Source organism: Nitrosomonas halophila (assembly GCF_900107165.1).
GTDB classification, from domain to species: domain Bacteria; phylum Pseudomonadota; class Gammaproteobacteria; order Burkholderiales; family Nitrosomonadaceae; genus Nitrosomonas; species Nitrosomonas halophila.
In genome coordinates, this window is the sequence record NZ_FNOY01000010.1 from 47560 (window position 1) to 66605 (window position 19046).

General features: G+C 52.6%; 14 protein-coding genes and 2 riboswitches. Of the genes, 7 read left to right on the forward strand and 7 right to left on the reverse strand.

Annotated elements, in window-relative coordinates; genetic code table 11:
* Positions 1 to 158: 158 nt before the first annotated feature.
* The 4 genes from BLV85_RS03970 to glcF are packed head-to-tail and all read left to right on the forward strand — an operon-like array spanning position 159 to position 4894.
* Positions 159 to 1085: a 2-hydroxy-3-oxopropionate reductase gene (locus tag BLV85_RS03970; RefSeq protein WP_342707031.1), complete on the forward strand. Its 927-nt coding sequence runs from the start codon at positions 159 to 161 to the stop codon at positions 1083 to 1085.
* Positions 1067 to 2521, forward strand: a complete 1455-nt coding sequence (locus tag BLV85_RS03975; protein ID WP_090412359.1) for an FAD-linked oxidase C-terminal domain-containing protein — start codon at positions 1067 to 1069, stop codon at positions 2519 to 2521. Before BLV85_RS03970 ends, BLV85_RS03975 begins: the two co-directional genes overlap by 19 nt.
* Before the next feature lie 31 nt (positions 2522 to 2552).
* Positions 2553 to 3626: a glycolate oxidase subunit GlcE gene (gene glcE / locus BLV85_RS03980; protein WP_090412362.1), complete on the forward strand. Its 1074-nt coding sequence runs from the start codon at positions 2553 to 2555 to the stop codon at positions 3624 to 3626.
* A 5-nt stretch (positions 3627 to 3631) separates the two neighbouring features.
* Positions 3632 to 4894 (forward strand): glycolate oxidase subunit GlcF, encoded by a 1263-nt coding sequence (glcF, locus tag BLV85_RS03985; RefSeq protein ID WP_090412364.1) that lies wholly within the window; start codon positions 3632 to 3634, stop codon positions 4892 to 4894.
* A gap of 95 nt (positions 4895 to 4989) precedes the next feature.
* Here glcF and sbcB read toward each other — a convergent pair whose 3' ends face one another.
* The 5 genes from sbcB to BLV85_RS04010 all read right to left on the reverse strand — a co-directional run bounded on the left by sbcB (position 4990) and on the right by BLV85_RS04010 (position 11248).
* Positions 4990 to 6459: an exodeoxyribonuclease I gene (gene sbcB, locus BLV85_RS03990; RefSeq protein ID WP_090412366.1), complete on the reverse strand. Its 1470-nt coding sequence runs from the start codon at positions 6457 to 6459 to the stop codon at positions 4990 to 4992.
* 3 nt (positions 6460 to 6462) lie between these two features.
* Complete coding sequence (gene metF / locus BLV85_RS03995) at positions 6463 to 7308, reverse strand: methylenetetrahydrofolate reductase [NAD(P)H] (protein WP_090412367.1); 846 nt, start codon at positions 7306 to 7308, stop codon at positions 6463 to 6465.
* 261 nt (positions 7309 to 7569) lie between these two features.
* Positions 7570 to 9006 carry an adenosylhomocysteinase gene (gene ahcY, locus BLV85_RS04000; RefSeq protein ID WP_090412368.1) on the reverse strand — a complete coding sequence of 479 codons (1437 nt, stop codon included), beginning with the start codon at positions 9004 to 9006 and terminating at the stop codon, positions 7570 to 7572.
* A 15-nt stretch (positions 9007 to 9021) separates the two neighbouring features.
* Positions 9022 to 9100: riboswitch (S-adenosyl-L-homocysteine riboswitch) on the reverse strand.
* Between the two features lie 34 nt (positions 9101 to 9134).
* Entirely contained in the window at positions 9135 to 10298 is a 1164-nt protein-coding gene (gene metK / locus BLV85_RS04005; RefSeq protein WP_090412369.1) for a methionine adenosyltransferase, read from the reverse strand.
* A gap of 164 nt (positions 10299 to 10462) precedes the next feature.
* Positions 10463 to 11248, reverse strand: coding sequence for a class I SAM-dependent DNA methyltransferase (locus BLV85_RS04010; protein ID WP_090412370.1), 786 nt, complete (start codon positions 11246 to 11248; stop codon positions 10463 to 10465).
* Between the two features lie 204 nt (positions 11249 to 11452).
* A riboswitch (cobalamin riboswitch) is annotated at positions 11453 to 11673 on the forward strand.
* A 131-nt stretch (positions 11674 to 11804) separates the two neighbouring features.
* On the opposite strand from BLV85_RS04010, the gene btuB reads away from it, so the two are divergent.
* Entirely contained in the window at positions 11805 to 13646 is a 1842-nt protein-coding gene (btuB, locus tag BLV85_RS04015) for a TonB-dependent vitamin B12 receptor (RefSeq protein ID WP_090412388.1), read from the forward strand.
* A gap of 107 nt (positions 13647 to 13753) precedes the next feature.
* Here the strand turns inward: btuB and metG are convergent, their stop codons facing one another.
* Entirely contained in the window at positions 13754 to 15862 is a 2109-nt protein-coding gene (metG, locus tag BLV85_RS04020) for a methionine--tRNA ligase (protein WP_090412371.1), read from the reverse strand.
* 110 nt (positions 15863 to 15972) lie between these two features.
* On the opposite strand from metG, the gene apbC reads away from it, so the two are divergent.
* Both apbC and dcd read left to right on the forward strand, forming a co-directional pair.
* Positions 15973 to 17061: an iron-sulfur cluster carrier protein ApbC gene (gene apbC, locus BLV85_RS04025; RefSeq protein ID WP_090412373.1), complete on the forward strand. Its 1089-nt coding sequence runs from the start codon at positions 15973 to 15975 to the stop codon at positions 17059 to 17061.
* A gap of 9 nt (positions 17062 to 17070) precedes the next feature.
* The gene (gene dcd / locus BLV85_RS04030; RefSeq protein WP_090412375.1) at positions 17071 to 17637 is read left to right on the forward strand and encodes a dCTP deaminase; all 567 of its coding nucleotides are present in this window, start codon (positions 17071 to 17073) and stop codon (positions 17635 to 17637) included.
* A 417-nt stretch (positions 17638 to 18054) separates the two neighbouring features.
* Here the strand turns inward: dcd and BLV85_RS04040 are convergent, their stop codons facing one another.
* Entirely contained in the window at positions 18055 to 18951 is an 897-nt protein-coding gene (locus BLV85_RS04040; protein WP_090412378.1) for a hypothetical protein, read from the reverse strand.
* Between the last annotated feature and the right edge of the window lie 95 nt (positions 18952 to 19046).

A 19046-nucleotide genomic window follows, 5' to 3' on the forward strand; every position in this document is an offset into this window, starting at 1 on the left:
ATAACGTTAGTAGAGGAAATGCTGACTGTTATACTATGCGATGCTATGCATGGTGGCCATCGATTCTGCCACATCTTGGGATGACCGGCAAGCAGCCGAGCCATCCGCTGAATAAGTTAAGTCACTGATAGAGCAAGTGCTAATTTTCTGGGAATCTTATACGAATGAAAGAAATTGGCTTCATCGGTCTGGGTATCATGGGCAAACCCATGGCCAGACACTTGATTGAATATGGCTATACGGTTTTTTTAAACTCCCGCAGCGGTGTGCCGGATGAGCTGATTGCCTTGGGCGGCCGGGCCTGCCCTGCCCCCAAGGACGTGGCGGAAAAATCCGATATCATTTTCCTGATGCTGCCCGACACTGCACATGTTGAAACCGTGCTGTTCGCCCAGAACGGCATTGCAGAAGCCCTGTTGGTCGACCGCTCGCGACCCCGAATCATTGTAGACATGAGTTCGATATCGCCCGTTCAAACCTGGGCATTTGCCAAACGGCTATCGGAATTGGGCCACCATTACGCTGATGCACCGGTTTCTGGCGGCGAAATCGGCGCCCAGAATGCCACACTGACGATCATGGTTGGCGCGACCGAAGCCATTTTTGAAACGATCAAACCGGCGCTGGCGGTGATGGGGCAAACGATTACCCGGATAGGTGATCCTGGCGCTGGACAAATCTGCAAGGTCGCAAACCAGATTGTTGTCGCACTCACGCTGGAAGCTGTAGCTGAAGCATTGGTATTCGCTTCCAAAGCGGGGGCGGATCCAGAAAAAGTAAGGCAAGCACTGCTGGGAGGATTCGCGGCATCGCGCATCCTCGAGGTTCATGGTGAACGGATGATCAAACATACATTCGACCCCGGATTCCGCATTGATTTGCAGGTCAAGGATCTGGACATTGCGCTTGCCAGTGCCTCGGCTCTGGGTGTGAGCCTACCCGGCACCGCCCTGGCCCAATCACTCTACAATGCGTGCATGGCACAAGGCGATGCACGCTTGGACAATTCAGCCATTGTCCGCATACTTGAAAAATTGGCTGAGCATGATCTGACCCAACCGATACCATGCAACGCACCCGATTGATCCAGGCATTCCGGAATTTTCTGCCGGCGGAATCCGTACTGGCTGCAACAGAAGATCTCAGACCCTACGAATGCGACGCTTTGTCTGCTTACCGGCAGTTACCCATGATTGTGGTATTGCCGCAGACGGAAGCGGAAATCGCTGAAATTCTCAGGATCTGCCATGCCGAGCAAGTGCCTGTCGTCGCGCGCGGCGCTGGTACAGGCCTTTCGGGCGGCGCGCAGCCGCATGCAGAAGGCGTGCTGGTATCCCTGGCTAAGTTAAACCGTATTCTTGAAATCGATCCTCTGGCATGCAGCGCAAGAGTCCAACCCGGTGTCAGAAATCTGGCAATCAGCGAAGCGGCCGAAGTTTATGGCCTGTACTATGCGCCCGATCCCTCCTCGCAGATTGCCTGCACAATTGGCGGCAACGTGGCGGAAAACTCGGGCGGTGTGCATTGCCTTAAATATGGCTTGACCGTGCATAACATTCTGAAATTGCGCGTATTGACGATCGAAGGCGCTTGTCTGGAAATTGGCGGGGATGCACTGGATAGCCCCGGTTATGACTTGCTTGCATTGCTGACGGGCAGTGAAGGCATGCTGGGTATTGTCACAGAAATCACGGTCAAACTTCTCCCCAAGCCGGAAACTGCCAAGCTGGTTATGGCCATGTTCGACGATATCAAAAAAGCTGGCGAAGCCGTCGCCAACGTCATTCGGGCCGGCATTATTCCAGCCGGGATGGAAATGATGGATAAAATCACCATTCATGCTGTCGAGGATTTCATTCACGCTGGTTATGACAAGGATGCCGCTGCGATTCTGCTATGTGAATCGGATGGCCTGGAAGAAGAAGTGGCCGATGAAATCCGGCAGATTCAGGCCATTCTGACTGCAAGCGGCGCGGTGCGTGTCGACACATCACGCAATGAACATGAACGTCAACGATTCTGGGCGGGACGCAAGGCTGCATTCCCCGCAGCAGGCAGAATCTCTCCCGACTATTACTGCATGGACGGCACCATTCCCCGCAAACACCTGGCCCAGGTACTGCAGCAAATCGAGCAGCTCTCCGTGGAATATGGCCTGCGATGCATGAATGTCTTCCATGCGGGCGATGGCAATTTACACCCGCTGATTCTCTACGATGCCAATCAGCCAGGAGAGCTACAGAAAGCGGAAGACTTCGGTGCACGCATCCTGGAAATCTGCATCGCGGCAGGCGGCACGCTTACCGGCGAACATGGTGTCGGGATCGAAAAACTCAATCAGATGTGCTTACAATTCAGCGATGCAGAACGCGAACTTTTCCATGCCCTCAAAAGTGCATTTGATCCTTCCATGCTGCTGAATCCAGGCAAGGCTGTTCCCACGCTCCATCGTTGTGCTGAATTCGGCGCGATGCATGTTCATCGTGGCACAGAGAAATTCCCGGAAATACCGAGATTCTGATCTCTACCTTAAACGATCTGAAATTTCCATCATGCAGGCTATACTCGATCATCTGACCAACACCATCGTTGAAGCGGGAACAGAGAAACAACGCTTATACATCCAGGGTGGCGGGAGCAAGGATTTCTATGGCAATCCGCAGGCATTGCACCATCCCAAGCTGGACCTGACCCCCTATCACGGCATACTTGATTACGAACCCAGCGAACTGGTGATCACCGCGCGTGCCGGCACACGCATGCAGGATTTGGAAAAAACATTGCATGACCAGGGGCAAATGCTGGCCTTTGAGCCCCCTTGTTTCAATACCGCAGCCACACTCGGCGGGTGCGTAGCCGCCGGACTCTCTGGCCCCAGGCGTGCCTATGCCGGCGCAGTCAGAGATTATGTGCTAGGCGTCAAACTACTCGATGGCAAAGGAAGCGTGCTGTCCTTTGGTGGCCGTGTCATGAAAAATGTGGCGGGCTACGATGTTTCCCGTCTCATGGTCGGCGCGATGGGCACGCTGGGCGTACTGCTCGAAATCTCCCTCAAGGTTCTGCCCAGGCCGGCAGCGGAACAGACCCTCGGCTTTCAGGTAACGATGGACAAGGCCATGGCAATTATGCGCCAGTGCACTGGCAGCCCCCTGCCAGTTTCCGCGACATGCTTTGTTGATGAGCATTTGTATATCCGGCTTTCTGGCGCTGAATCCGCCATCCGGGCTGCGCAAAGCAAACTGGGTGGCGAATGGGTCGGTGACGATACAAGCTTCTGGAATGCCATCAGACATCACACTCATCCATTTTTTACGATGAAAAACATGCTCTGGCGTTTGTCGGTCAAAGCCACGACACCGCCACTGTCATTGCCTGGCACGCAGATGATCGAATGGGGCGGTGCACTTCGCTGGGTGGCGATGGATGAGCATGATTGCCATCCCGCGGGGATTCGTGATTTGGCATCCAGTGCGGGTGGGCATGCAACTTTATTTTATGGGGATAAATCGGCAGCTCCGGTCTTTCATCCCCTGCCCCCTGCCCTGTTGACCCTACACCGGCGCCTGAAAGATCAATTCGATCCGGCAGGCATCCTGAATCCTCAACGCATGTACACTGAGTTTTAATCACCATGCAAACCCGCCTTACCGATCTCATCAAGGATACACCTGAAGGAAAAGAAGCCGATGCCATTCTGCGCAGCTGTGTGCATTGTGGTTTCTGTCTGGCAACCTGTCCCACTTATCAATTATTGGGCAATGAGCTTGACAGCCCACGGGGGCGAATTTATCTGATCAAACAATTAATGGAAGGCGAGCCAGTCACTGCTAGCACGCAATTACACCTCGATCGCTGTCTGACCTGCCGTGCCTGTGAGACCACCTGCCCTTCAGGGGTGCGCTATGGCCATTTACTGGATATCGGCCGCGGCATGGTCGAGCGGCATGTCGAGCGCCCGCCTCATGCCAAATTTGTGCGTTATTTATTGCGCACACTGTTACCCAATCGGACAATATCCGGCCTCTTGTTTGGTTTGGCCCGCCTTGGACGCCCGCTGCTGCCAGGCCGCTTAAGAAAACTGATCGCTCCCGGATCCAGAACAGCCAATGAATTGCCCCAGACAAAGCATGCACGCACCATGCTGATTCTGGATGGCTGCGTACAGCCGGCCTTGACACCCAACACCAACCATGCCGCTGCCCGCGTGTTGGACAGGCTCGGAATCTCACTCGTTGCGGCAAAGCAGGCCGGGTGTTGTGGCGCATTGGCCTATCACCTCAATGCCCAGCAAGAAGGGCTCGACGCCATGCGTCGCAATATTGATGCCTGGTGGCCGCATGTCACCCACAAGGACAGACCGGTCGAGGCAATCGTCATAACCGCGAGTGGCTGTGGGGCAACCGTCAAAGACTATGGCCATCTTTTGCAACACGATCCGCTCTATGCCGGGAAAGCCGTACGCATCTCGGAATTGGCACGTGACATCAGCGAAATCATCGCCTCAGAGCTCCCCTGTCTGACATCCTTGCTGAATCAATCTGAACCCGCACCTTCACCACGCCATATCGCTTTTCATGCCCCCTGCACATTGCAGCATGGCATGCGTCTGGGTGGTAAGGTCGAAAGCATCCTGAAAGCCTCAGGCTTTCATTTGTCCAAGGTTGCAGATGCGCACCTTTGTTGTGGATCGGCCGGCACTTATTCGATTTTACAACCGAAACTTTCCCGCCAGCTGCGCGACAACAAGCTCGCCGTGTTGACTGCGGATAATCCCGAGTTGGTGGTAACGGCCAATGTCGGCTGTCAAACGCATCTGCAAGGCGGGGCAGATTTACCCGTGCGGCACTGGATTGAAATACTGGATGAAAGACTCAATCATCACACCTCAGGGTAACGAATTCAGCAATCATCTTCCTCGCACACCTCAGCCTGGAGCAGGCATAGCCTGGTGCAGCCGTTCCACCGCTATTCCACGAGAGCAGTTGATTGTCAGGAAAGCCCATACTCCAGTGCCAGCTTTTCGCCCCATGCCGTCAGATTATCCAGCATGCGTGCTGCATCAGACGCATGCAACGGAGGTTGATCTCGCAACAGCTTTATTTTTTCGCGATATTCGGTTAGCGTCAAGCACCCGGCACTCACCTTTTCAGTAAGGTGGGCACGGCAAATCATCCGCCAACGCTGGCTTTCTTCACCAGATAACGTCGCTGGCCAGTTACGCGCACGATAGCGGAACAGCAGTTCCGGGTAGCGTGCATCCCTGAATGGAAAAACCAGTTCAGTCAGCTGCTCCGGCGGGGCGGTACGGACCCGCTGCAACAGACTGCGGTCATGATCATCGATGAACCCTTGATAAAGTGCCTGATCGGCATCATTGGCTGTTATGGGTTCGCGCAGCGCATAGGCACATCTGACACGCTGCCAGAAATCCTGACGACTCTGCAGCAACTGCCAATGATGACGGCACGCGCCGATATCCAGCTTGATTCTGTGCGCAACCTTATCATCGAGAATTTTCTGAGGCGCGATGGCCGGACACTTATTCAATCTCACCGTCTTCACGGGCAAACGCAGCTGACCGGCTGCCAGATCCGAATTGGGAGTGAACAGGCATTCAGCCAGTGCGTCCGTATCCAGTTCCAGAAAAGGGATTGGATCATGCCGTAAATCATATGCCAGGATACTGTTGGCATTGTTCGCCTCGGCCAGCAACGGCATGATCAAGGTTGTGCAACCATACTCTGCCGGATACATGCGTGATGTATGCAGCACCGGAGTATGCTTTGCCAGATCCAGCAACTTCGCAACTGCGCGTTTGTCGCGCAAGCGAAACAACCAGTCATACAGCCGTGGTTGCTGTGCGCGCATCAAACGCGCCAGTGCAATCGTCGCCCGCACATCTGACAAGGCATCATGCGCACTGTCATGTGCCAGCTGATTGGCAGACGCGATATCTTCCAACCGAAAGCTGGGCCTGCCGCCCTCATTCAGCGGCCAGACCATGCCTTCAGGGCGCAATGCATAAGTCATGCGCACCAGATCAATCAAATCCCAGCGTGAATTGCCATGCTGCCATTCACGTGCATAGGGATCGTAGAAATTACGATAGAGTGCGTAGCGAGTAACTTCATCATCAAAGCGCAGGGTATTGTAGCCCAGTGCGCAAGTACCCGGCTGCATCAGCTGTTCATGAATGCGGGCCATAAACACCGGTTCCATGAGCCCCTGCTCGTCCGCCATCTGGGGAGAAATACCGGTAAGCAGACAGGCTTCGGGTTGCGGCAATCTGTCATGCGGCGGTCTGCAATAAATGACCAGCGGTTCGCCGATTTCATTCAGTGCCGAATCGGTACGGACCCCGGCGAATTGAACGGGACGATCCCACTTGGGATCAGTCCCGGATGTTTCATAATCATGCCAGTATAAGGTCACTGGCGCCTGCTGCGCGGTGTGCGCCATGGTTTATAAATCCAGACGTTGCCAGATTTTTGTGGACAAGACGGCTGAATTCAGCGTGTAGAAATGCAGTCCCGGTGCGCCCGCTTCCAGCAAGCGCGCGCACATCGCTGTCACGACATCCAGCCCAAATGCCTGAATCGACGCAGTATCGTCCCCAAACCCCTCGAGCTTTCTGCGAATCCAGCGCGGAATCTCGGCACCGCAACCATCGGAAAATCTAGTCAGCTGGGAAAACTTACTGATGGGCATGATGCCCGGAACAATCGGAATCGTAATATTCGCGGCTTCACACATATCCACGAAATAAAAATAGGCATCGGCATTGTAAAAAAACTGCGTAATCGCTGCATCCGCACCTGCCTCGACTTTTCGCCTGAAGTTGGCAAAATCTTCTTGGGCGGAACGCGCCTGGGGATGGTATTCAGGGTAAGCCGCCACTTCAATGCGAAATGCCTGCCCGAATGTCTGGCGAATGAAAGCGACCAGTTCATTGGCATAACGGAACTCACCTGCCCGCGCCATGCCCGAGGGCAGATCGCCGCGCAATGCAACGATATGGCTGATACCAAGGCTCTGGTATTTTTCCAGGATGGCAAGAATATTTTCCCGGGTTGAACCGATGCAGGAAAGATGGGGCGCAACCGGGTAGCCCTCCGCTTGAATTTCCAATACGGTCTCAAGCGTGCGTTCACGCGTCGATCCACCCGCACCGAATGTCACAGAAAAGAACTTGGGGTCAAATCGAGCCAGTTGCGCACGCGTCGCGCGCAATTTCTCCATGCCCTCAGGCGTCTGGGGAGGAAAAAATTCAAAACTAAAGGTAGGAGAAAATTTCTTCTGGGATTGCATCAAGACTTACACTCGCTGACACTATGAAGCGTGTCCGTAGAATCAGAAAAAAGATGAACCGGGGAGCCATGATATCCGTCACGACTCCCCGATCAGCGGCACGAGGCCTGTCCGAGAATAGCAATCGTAGCGAGGGCGAAGCTGGCGGAGCGGAATTTTTCGATCATTTGAGGCAAATAGTAGCTCTATTAACAAAAAGGATCGGAAAATCCGGTCAGCCAGGCTCGTCCGCAGTAGATCAGTCTATTCTCGAACAGCCTCCTAGTAACGGTACATATCGGGTTTATAGGGCCCGTTCTTATTCAAATTGAGATAACGTGCCTGCTCATCAGTCAACTCGGTCAGCTGGGCACCGAGTTTTTCAAGATGCAAGCGTGCAACCATTTCATCCAGGTGCTTCGGCAACACAAAAACTTTTTTCGGATAGTCCGCGCCATTTGTCCACAGCTCGATTTGCGCCAATACTTGATTGGTGAACGAATTCGACATGACGAATGAGGGATGGCCGGTTGCACAACCGAGATTCACCAGACGTCCCTGCGCCAGCACAATGATCCGGCGGCCAGTCGGGAAAATAACATGATCTACCTGCGGCTTGATGTTCTCCCAAGGGTATTTCTGGATGGAGGCAATATCGATTTCCGAGTCGAAATGACCAATATTACAGATAATTGCCTGATCCTTCATTTTCACCATGTGGTCATGATGAATGACCCGAAGATTGCCGGTGGCAGTCACAAAAATGTCAGCTTTGTCACAAGCATCCTCCATGGTGACGACACGATAGCCTTCCATCGCGGCTTGCAATGCGCAGATTGGATCAATTTCAGTAATCCAAACCGTTGCGCCCAGGCCGCGCAATGATTGCGCACAACCCTTGCCGACATCGCCATAGCCACAGATTACCGCAATTTTACCGGCGATCATGACATCGGTCGCGCGTTTGATCCCATCAACCAATGATTCGCGGCACCCATAAAGATTATCGAACTTGGATTTGGTGACCGAATCATTCACATTAATGGCAGGAAATGGCAATTCGCCTTTCTTGTCCATTTCATACAACCGATGCACACCGGTGGTGGTTTCCTCGGTAACACCGCGAATATTGGCCAGGTTGCGTGAATACCAGCCAGGTTGCTCGGCCATGCGTTTTTTGATCGAAGCGAATAATACCCGCTCTTCTTCATTGGTCGGATTGGCAATGACGGAAGGATCCTGCTCGGCCTTGCTGCCGAGGATGAGCAGCAATGTAGCATCGCCACCATCGTCCAGAATCATATTGGCAGCGCGTGAGCCATCAGACGACCACTCGAATATACGATGAGCATAATCCCAGTATTCTTCCAGCGATTCTCCCTTGTAGGCGAATACCGGAATTTTTTGGGCCGCAATAGCTGCGGCAGCATGATCCTGGGTGGAAAAAATATTACAGGAGGCCCAACGAACCTCGGCACCCAGAGCGACCAAGGTCTCGATCAATACCGCAGTTTGTATGGTCATATGCAGGGAACCGGCGATCCGAGCCCCGGCCAGCGGTTGCTGACTGGCATACCGTTCACGCAACGCAATCAGGCCCGGCATTTCGGTCTCGGCAATGGCGATCTCCTTTCTGCCCCACTCTGCCTGGGATGGATCGGCGATCTTGCAGTCGATAAAAGAGTTGTCGCCCGTATTGGGACTTATTACAGCATTCATAGCACATCTCCAATTAATGAAAGAGCGCCGTTATATCATCATCCACTTGCCCGAGCCTCACGGCGTTTAGCCGCTGCAGCGCTCCTCAGCACAAGTGGAAATTCATTCACCCATCTATCGGGCAGTCATCAAATACCTGCATCCGCCCGCAACAACTCGGCCATATCTGTTTTTTCCCAAGTGAAATCAGTGTCCTCCCGGCCAAAATGACCATGGGCTGCAGTTTTGGCATAAATCGGACGCAACAAATTCAGCTCATGAATAATTGCCCGCGGACGCAGATCAAAATGCCTGGTAATCAGTTCAGCCAGTTTCTCATCTGCAATTTTCCCCGTGCCAAAAGTTTGCACCATGAGCGAAACGGGTTGAGCGACACCGATCGCGTAGGCCACCTGCACTTCACACTTGCGTGCCAGGCCAGCGGCTATGATATTTTTGGCCACATAACGACCGGCATAGGCAGCTGAACGGTCAACCTTGGAAGGATCCTTGCCGGAGAAAGCGCCACCACCATGGTGGGCGGTGCCGCCATAGGTATCGACGATGATTTTGCGGCCCGTCAGACCGCAGTCGCCCATCGGCCCACCGACCACAAACCGGCCTGTCGGATTGACCAGGTACTTGATGCGGTCGTGGATCATTTCCGCTGGCAAGACAGGTTTGATGATCTCCTCGATGACACCTTCGGATAAGTCAGCGTGCGAGATATCCGGGTCATGCTGGGTGGAAATGACTACGGTCTCTATGCTTTGTGGATAGCCGTCGACGTAACGTACAGTGACTTGTGATTTAGCATCCGGGCGCAGCCAGGGCAATTTGCCGTTTTTTCTCAGCTTTGCCTGCTGCTCAACCAAACGGTGCGCATAGAAGATCGGCATTGGCATCAATTCTGGGGTTTCATCGCAGGCATAACCAAACATCAGCCCCTGGTCTCCTGCTCCCTGATCCATCTCCTCCTCTTTGCTGCGATTCACACCTTGCGCAATATCCGGGGATTGTTTGTTAAAGGCAGTCAACACTGCACAAGTGGTGGCATCGAAGCCGATTGCAGAGCTGGTATAACCGATTTTACGCACAGTCTCACGGGAAATAATGTTGTAGTCCACCGAAGCATGGGTGGTTATTTCTCCCGACAAGACGATCAAACCCGTGCTGCACATCGTTTCGCAAGCGACACGCGCATTGACATCTTGTTCCAGAATGGCGTCCAGTACTGCATCAGAAATCTGATCGGCCACCTTGTCAGGATGTCCTTCGGAAACCGATTCAGAAGTAAAAAGATAATCACTCATAGTTATTTTTTGTAAATTAGAACCTTATATTGTAAATCAGAACCTGTCAGAGCAGAAACTTTCAAGCAGTGCCCGTATTCGATTTAGCGTGACAGCTTGTACAGCCCTATGCCGGCTACACGAACATGCATGACAAGAAACAGAGGAAAAGCATACTTGAGCCGCTACGATATCGCCTTTGCCCGCATAAAATCTAACGGCACATCTGAACGTTTTCTTCCAGCCACTGCGTAATAATAAAGAGGTTGGCCCTCTATGGATAAACGATGCCGGTAGCGCTCTATGCGATAAACACGTAAATATTCTGAAAAAATCAGCTCACGAATTAACTTTGAAAACCCTGACTCATCGCTTTGGTCCATGAAGGTTTCCTTGATATTGAATGCAACCCAGCCCTTGCTATCAATAATATTGAAAGCCTCGATAAATGCGCCCGGCGGAATATCCCCAAAGCCCAATGCTGCCACGGTCGTCATGCAATCACATTGCCAGGCGGTGATCTCTTCCCTGATATCGTCATTCAGGTTGGTGAAATCCTCGACATAATACGCGTCATACAGATCCGGCCTGTCTCGAATAGTCGCATCATGGGCTTCCTGAATGATGTCTACCCCCACCAGCCTGGACACACCATGTTTTTTCAATTCCTCCCCCATCATACCGTTGCCGGCACCCAAATCCAGAACGCGAAGTTCGCTGAGATTCTCCTCCGATTGATCCAGCGCTGACTGCAAAATAGCCGTCACTTTACTAGGTGATTGGCATTTCAGGCGATCATAGAACAATTGCTCATACAATCCCTGCACACGATAAATTTCCCCATAATCGTGAAAGCGTATTTTTTTTCTCGGCTGTCCCGCTCTTTGCAGATAGAAATAGGTTTCGTCTTGTTCCAGATTGTAAAACTTGTCCTTGGGAAATTGAATTCTATGCTTGATTTTTTGATGCATTGCGACCTTTTTTGAGATTTATGATCAGGATTTGAATCGTTCCGTGGTCCGGAACCAATGAGAAAGTTACTTTTCTATTTAAACATATCAGGCAGGTGCCAACCAAAAGATATCCGGCTGGCCATACAGAGCCCGTTCGAGCAAGCTGCCTGGCAAATCCATCAACGATAATGATTCTTGACTTAACCAGCATATTGCGATAACTTCGCAGCCCTTGTTTTAGGTGACCCCAGGACGTCAGTCCGAGGGTTTAAACGGGAAGCTGGTGCGCGAAGATATTTATTCCGCAATCCCAGCACTGCCCCCGCAACGGTAAATGAGTCAAGAATTCGCAAAAGCCACTGTGTACAGACATGGGAAGGCGCGTGTTCATGGAATTCAACCCACTCATGAGTCCGGAGACCGGCCTGAAGCGATTTCACGGTACTGCGGAGGGCGGTGCGCGGCATATACACTGGCGTGATTGACAGCCAGGGCGCTCGCCCGGGTTTCTCCCCCTCTGCTGCACCTCTATCCACTCATTAGCATCGCGCGGGTGTGCGCGGAGGAAAATATCTTGAAACGTCAAACTCTGCCTGTACTCTCAGGCTTACTCTGGCTGGGTCATCCCGTGACGGCACTGGCCGAAGACAGCAATCATACTGAAAAGCCGATCGTCGTCACCGCGACCCGAACGCCTCAGAGGGTCGACGAAACACTCCTTTCAGCGACTGTCATCACACGCCAGGAGATTGAACGCCAGCAGGCCCGCTCCATGCAGGATCTGCTGCACGGCATAGCTGGCATTAATATAGCCAATAACGGCGGGCCGGGCAAAAACACCAGCCTGTTTTTGCGTGGCACCGAATCCGATCACGTCTTGATACTCATCGACGGCGTCAGAATGGGTTCAGCCACCTCCGGCACCACGGAAATCCAGAATATTCCGGTCGAATTGATCGAACGTATCGAAATTGTGCGCGGACCGCGCTCCAGTTTATACGGACCGGAAGCCGTTGGCGGCGTGATTCACATTTTCACCCGCAAGGGCAAAAAAGGCCTCAGGCCGACCTTCAGTTTTGGTGGCGGCAGTTATGGCACAATCAGCGGTTCAGCCACGCTCTCGGGTGGCGGCGAGCAAGGCTGGTTCAATCTTGGTGTCAGCGGATTTAGCACGGAGGGATTCAATGCCTGCTCCGGCAGCCCTCCCCCCAACGGCGCGGGCTGTTTTACGTTCGAGCCGGACAAGGATGGCTATCGCAACCTTTCTGGGTCAGCGCGCGCAGGTTATCGGTTCGACAACGGGCTGGATATCGAGGCCAGTTTTATCCATTCCGATGGCTATAATGAATTCGACGGCACTTTCGTTAATCGAAGCGAACTGGTGCAGCAGGTTTTTGGCGGCACGGCACGTTTTTCACCCATAGATCGCTGGCAAATGACTCTGGTTGCGGGCCGCAGCCGAGAAGACTCGGATAATTTCCTGGAAAAAACCTTCATGTCGCGCTTCAATACCCGGCGCGATACCGTTTCCTGGCAAAATGACTTGTCGCTGAGTCCGGACCAGCTTTTGACCATAGGCGCAGATTATCTGTACGATACCGTCGACAGCACATCTGACTTTACCGAGACATCTCGCTATAACTGGGGTGTTTTTGCACAGCATCAGGTGACACTTGCCGCCCACAAACTGCAGCTTTCATTGCGTCACGATGATAATCAGCAATTTGGCAGCCGCGTCACAGGCAGTGTTACCTGGGGCTATGCACTGACCGAGCAGGTGCGGTTGGCCGCCAGTTTTGGCAATGCCTTCAAGGCGCCCACTTTCAATGAGCTATACTTTCCCGGCTTTGGCAATCCCGATCTCAAGCCAGAAGATGCGCGCAGCGTGGAACTCAGTGCGATCGGCAGGTTTGACTGGGCCAACTGGTCCCTCAATCTGTATGAAACCCGGATCGACAACCTGATTGCCTACGACGCCAGCCTGTTTGCTCCCGCCAATATCGATGAAGCACGCATTCGAGGACTGGAAGCCATACTCAGCACGCAGATCAAGGGCTGGCAAATCAACTCGAATCTGACTTTTCTCGATCCAGTCAATCTTTCAAATGGAATGGCCCGGGGTAATATCCTGCCGCGGCGCAGCAGGCAATCCTTCCGAGTCGATACCGCGCGCCAGTTTGGTGATTATGTGGTGGGCGCCATGTTCCTTGCCGAAGGCCGGCGCTATGATGATCTGCAAAATACACGCACAATGAGCGGCTATGTCAAGGTCGACCTGCGGGCTGAATACATTTTCAACCAGCACTGGCGCATACAAGGGCGTATCGAAAACTTGTTCGACAAGGACTATGAAACCGCTGCCTTCTTCAACCAACCGGGACGCAATTATTTCGCAACCTTGCGCTACCAACCCTAGCCAGGCGCAAAGGACTGAATCAATCGGCCATCACACAATGCATTGGCTGCGCATCCACCCACAAAACCTCGATTCTGGACAGATGCGCCGCATTTCATCAAGAAGCGCTACTTGATCCGCATGCCGGGCTGCGCGCCACTATCAGGGGCCAGCAAATAGGGTCCATCTCCCTTGCCATCGCCCGCAGCCAGCACCATGCCTTCCGACAAGCCGAATTTCATCTTGCGGGGTGCAAGATTGGCCACCATCACTGTCAGCCTGCCCTTGAGCTGCGCCGGATCATAGGCGGATTTGATACCGGCAAAAACGGTGCGCTGCCCACTGCCTATATCCAAGGTAAGCTGCAACAGCTTGTCGGCACCGGCTACATGCTGTGCATCGAGAATACGTGCAACCCGCAAATCAATCTTGCTGAAATCCTCGATCGATATCGTTTCGGCAATCGGCGCCACCGTCCGCTGCTGTGCCTGGGCATGTCGCGTGAGTGAATGCGAATCCGGTGCTGGTGCCATGGTTTGCTGATTGGCGGCCACCAGTGCAGCGATTTGCTTGGGATCAATACGGGCCATGAGATGCTGGTAGGCATTGATGCGATGAGCGGCTGGCAATAACAGACTGGAAAGGGGTTGACCGGCTTCCTGTTTGGGCCAGGGCAATGACTCGCAGTTGAGAAAGCGCTCGATTTGTTCGGCAGTATGCGGCAGAATCGGCTTCAAATAGCACGAAAGCAAATAGAACAGCTGGATGCCCAGGCTGCAGGCACGATGGAGCTCCCGTTCACGCGTGCTGTCCTTGGCAATTTCCCACGGTGCGAGTTCATGTATGAGCTCGTTCACTTCGTCGGCCCGTTTCATGATTTGACGCACGGCCGCCGAAAAATCCCTGGCCTCATAAGCGGCCTCTATGACCCCAGGTTGCCAGGATGAAAAGCGCGTATCGATGACTTCCAGCAACCGCTGATAATCTTCGTCCGCAACCAGCTTGCCATCAAAGCGCTTGCTGATGAATCCCGCACAACGGCTGGCGATATTGATGTATTTGCCCACTAGATCGGCATTGACACGCGCGGCAAAATCTTCCAGATTGAGATCAATGTCTTCCATGCTGCCATTGAGCTTTGCTGCATAGTAGTAGCGCAGCCACTCCGGATTCAGCTGCTGCTGCAGATAGCTTTCCGCAGTGATGAAGGTTCCGCGCGATTTGCTCATTTTCTCGCCATTCACGGTCAGAAAGCCATGTGCAAAAATTTGGGTTGGGGTGCGGTAACCGGCATTCTCCAGCATGGCTGGCCAGAATAACGCATGGAAATAGAGAATATCCTTACCGATAAAATGATAGAGCTCTGTACCGGAATCCTTTTGCCAATAGGCTTCAAAATCGATGCCTTGCTGTTTGCAGAGTTTCTTGAAGCTCCCCATGTAACCAATCGGCGCATCCAACCACACGTAGAAATACTTCCCGGCTTCCCCGGGGATCTCGAACCCGAAATAGGGTGCATCGCGCGAGATATCCCAATCCGTCAACTTGTTTTCACCGGTCTCCCCCAGCCATTCCGCCATTTTGTTGGCCGCTTCCGATTGCAAATGGCCGCCCTCGCGCGTCCAGCGGCGCAAAAAATCACTGCAACGATAATCGGACAGCTTGAAGAAAAAATGTTCCGAAGCTTTTTTGACCGGGGTGGCACCGGACACAGCAGAATAAGGATTTTTGAGATCGGTTGGCGCGTATGCCGCGCCGCATACCTCACAGGAATCTCCATACTGGTCCGCGGCGCCACATTTCGGGCATTCACCTTTGACATACCGGTCCGGTAAAAACAAATTCTTGAGCGGATCAAACAGCTGCTCGATGGCGCGGACCGAGATCAGCCCCGCCGCCTTCAATTTCCGGTAAATATCTTCGGCGTAATAACGTGTCTCCTCCGAATGAGTGCTATAGTATTGATCGAAATGAATATGGAAACCGGTAAAATCGCGCAGATGTTCCCCGTGGACACGCGCAATCAGCGCTTCCGGAGAAATGCCTTCCTTCTCGGCACGCAGCATGATGGGCGTGCCATGAGTATCATCCGCACACACGTAATGGACGGTATGTCCCAGCATTTTTTGATAACGCACCCAGATATCGGTCTGTATATACTCTACCAAATGGCCCAGATGGATGCTGCCGTTGGCATAAGGCAGCGCGGAAGTCACTAGAATTTTGCGTGTAGTCATCGCTTATTAATCTGTTCAAAAATCCCTAAACAAGAATTGTAGCAAACTGCGCGCGACTAACCGGGACGATATTTGCTAACATCAAGGGTTTTGATGGAAGGAGATTTATTTTGACGATCACGCCACAACAGATCGAAACAACACTCAAACAGATCGTCGATCCTACGACCGGCAAGGATTATGTGACCAGCAAAGCGCTGCGTGACATTCGGATCGATCACAACCAGGTATTGGTAGAGATTGAACTGGGCTATCCCGCCAGGAGTGTCCTGGAAAATGTACGTCAACAGGTGGCCGAAGCCCTGCAGGCAATTCCTGGCGTTGGACAGATCACTGTCAATGTAACAAGCCAGATCATCGCCCATAGCGCGCAACGCGGACTCAAACTCATCCCCGGCGTCAAAAATATCATTGCCGTCGCATCGGGTAAAGGCGGAGTGGGCAAATCCGCAACCGCAGTCAACCTGGCACTGGCACTTGCTGCGGAAGGTGCGGCAGTGGGTATTCTGGATGCGGATATCTACGGCCCATCGCAACCGCAGATGCTTGGCGTGAGCGGCCGTCCCGATTCACCGGATGGCAAGACCATCGAACCGATGCGCGCACATGGCATCCAGATGATGTCGATTGGACTCCTGATCGATGCGGAAACCCCGATGGTCTGGCGCGGCCCGATGGTCACGCAAGCGCTGCAACAATTGTTGAACGACACGCTGTGGCATGAGCTCGACTACCTGGTCATCGATCTGCCACCAGGAACCGGTGACATCCAGTTGACGCTGGCGCAGAAAATACCGGTCACCGGCGCGGTCATCGTGACGACCCCGCAGGACATCGCCTTGCTCGATGCGCGCAAGGGATTGAAAATGTTCGAGAAGGTCGGCATTCCCATTCTCGGGATTGTGGAAAACATGGGTCTGCACACCTGCTCCCAGTGCGGCCATACCGAGCCGATTTTTGGAACGGGCGGCGGCGACAAAATGTGCCGTGACTATAATGTCGAATTGCTCGGCACGTTACCGCTGGATATTAAAATCCGTGAACATACCGATGCCGGCACACCGAGCGTGGTGGCCGAACCGGAAGGACAGATCGCCATTACCTATCGGACCATCGCCCGCCGGGTAGCCGCCAAGGTTTCCGATCTGGCCAAAGATTACTCCAAGGTCTTTACCCAGATCATCATGGAAGACGACTGAGGATCTGCCATGACAATCAAATCTGACCGATGGATACGCAAGATGGCCCGCGAGCATGGCATGATCGAACCGTTCGAGCCCAATCAGATCAAGCAGAAAGATGGCCACAGCATCGTGTCCTATGGCACTTCCAGCTATGGCTATGATATTCGATGCTCGGATGAATTCAAGCTGTTCACCAACTTGAATTCGACGATCGTCGATCCGAAACGTTTCGATTCCAACTCGTTTGTCGATGTCAAAAGCGATATTTGCATCATCCCGCCCAATTCCTTTGCCCTGGCGCGAACCGTTGAATATTTCCGTATTCCACGCAATGTTTTGACGATCTGCCTTGGCAAGTCCACCTATGCGCGCTGCGGCATCATTGTCAATGTCACGCCGTTCGAACCGGAATGGGAAGGCTTCGTCACGCTGGAATTCTCGAATACGACCCCTCTGCCCGCCAAGATTTACGCCAATGAAGGGGTGGCGCAAGTGATTTTCTTTGAATCCGATGAAGTGTGCGAAACCTCATACAAGGACCGGAATGGAAAATATCAATTTCAACAAGGCGTCACATTACCCAAGATATAGCCTATCTGCCTGTCCCTGATGAAGCCGTCCAGCTTTTTGCACCATGCCGCCTGCTCCCCGAACACATGTGAACCCGCATTTCCCGGCAGGCTGCTGGCATATCTCCAGCGCTACCAGGAACCTCAGCGGTATTTCCATAGATGCCACGCACATGACCGGCGCAGTCAAGGTGACGATGATTTGCGCCAACGTAATTGGCAGTGCGCCGAGGGTCGCCTGGCAACCGTCTGTAGATTCATCGCCAGAAAGCTGTCATTGAATTCCGATACCTGAAAGCAGCCAGTCACCCATGCGAATTACCTTCGACGGTTGTTGCCCCAAAGCAGTTGGAGATTTAGAATCCAGTGCAACGCTTTGTGCTTTACCTTGTAAAGAAATAATCGGATTTAATGGTCGGATTTCGCGAACCTGTCCGTTTCAATTCTCCATAATCTCGCAGAAAATTCTTACTGCACCGGCATCCTGTCTTAACAACCCTCGCATTCCAAGACTCGATAAACCGTCATGCAGCGGAGGTTTTCTGTAACTACCTCGAACTGAAATGGCAAGACTGTCATCCTGTTCGCCTTTCATCAACTTATCCAAGGATTTAATGATGCTTGTGGAAATTTTCGCTTCTTTCTTGTCCTCTGCCACCGTTCCCAAGCGGGTGATGAATTGCCTACGAATGGCTGTTACGCACACCTTATTTTGACGGTTTTGCAAATCTTTTTGATAGTAAGAACAACGAAAATACGCATCGTCGAAAAACACGCATTCCGGTGAAATCGATAACCTGAACCAACGATTCTTTTGGTTTTCGACCACGACGTCCTTCGAGTCCTTGCAGGTCTCAACCAGTTTAATAAGCTCGATTTGTAGGTCGCAATTCTCTTCCACCTCGATCCAACCGTAGGGGTGTACTATGATAGAGGGCGCCTTCTCCAAAAAATCAAATCCACGCAAATGTGCTGCCATACCTAACAACAGCGACACTTGGTGTTGATTCAATGGCAAATCGATAGCCGCCTCCTTGCCCCGTACGCCCGCAGAAATCCGTTGTCCTTCTTCATCTCGAGGCAGCACAATCCGGTAATTCTGTTGACAATTGAGATAATTCGCCTCGAAACTGTCTTTCAAGTTTTCCAAAGCTTGTTTTAGGCTCGTTCTGTCATCGTCAAAATCCTTGAACAGGGCCTCGATATAAGCAATTTTTCCGTCCGATGTTTGTCCCTGCGCCACCTCCTCGAGCGTAAACCAAATCAGCTTCTCGTTATCCGCAAGAAGACTGCTTTGCGCTGGATCTCCTCTGATGCCGCTTGTGAATAATTTCAACCAATTCCTCGGCTGTGAGCTGTCTTCGAGGCAGCATATGAGCTAATGCTGTTACCAAGTCATTGACGGATAACATCGGCCATTGCTCTCTGCCC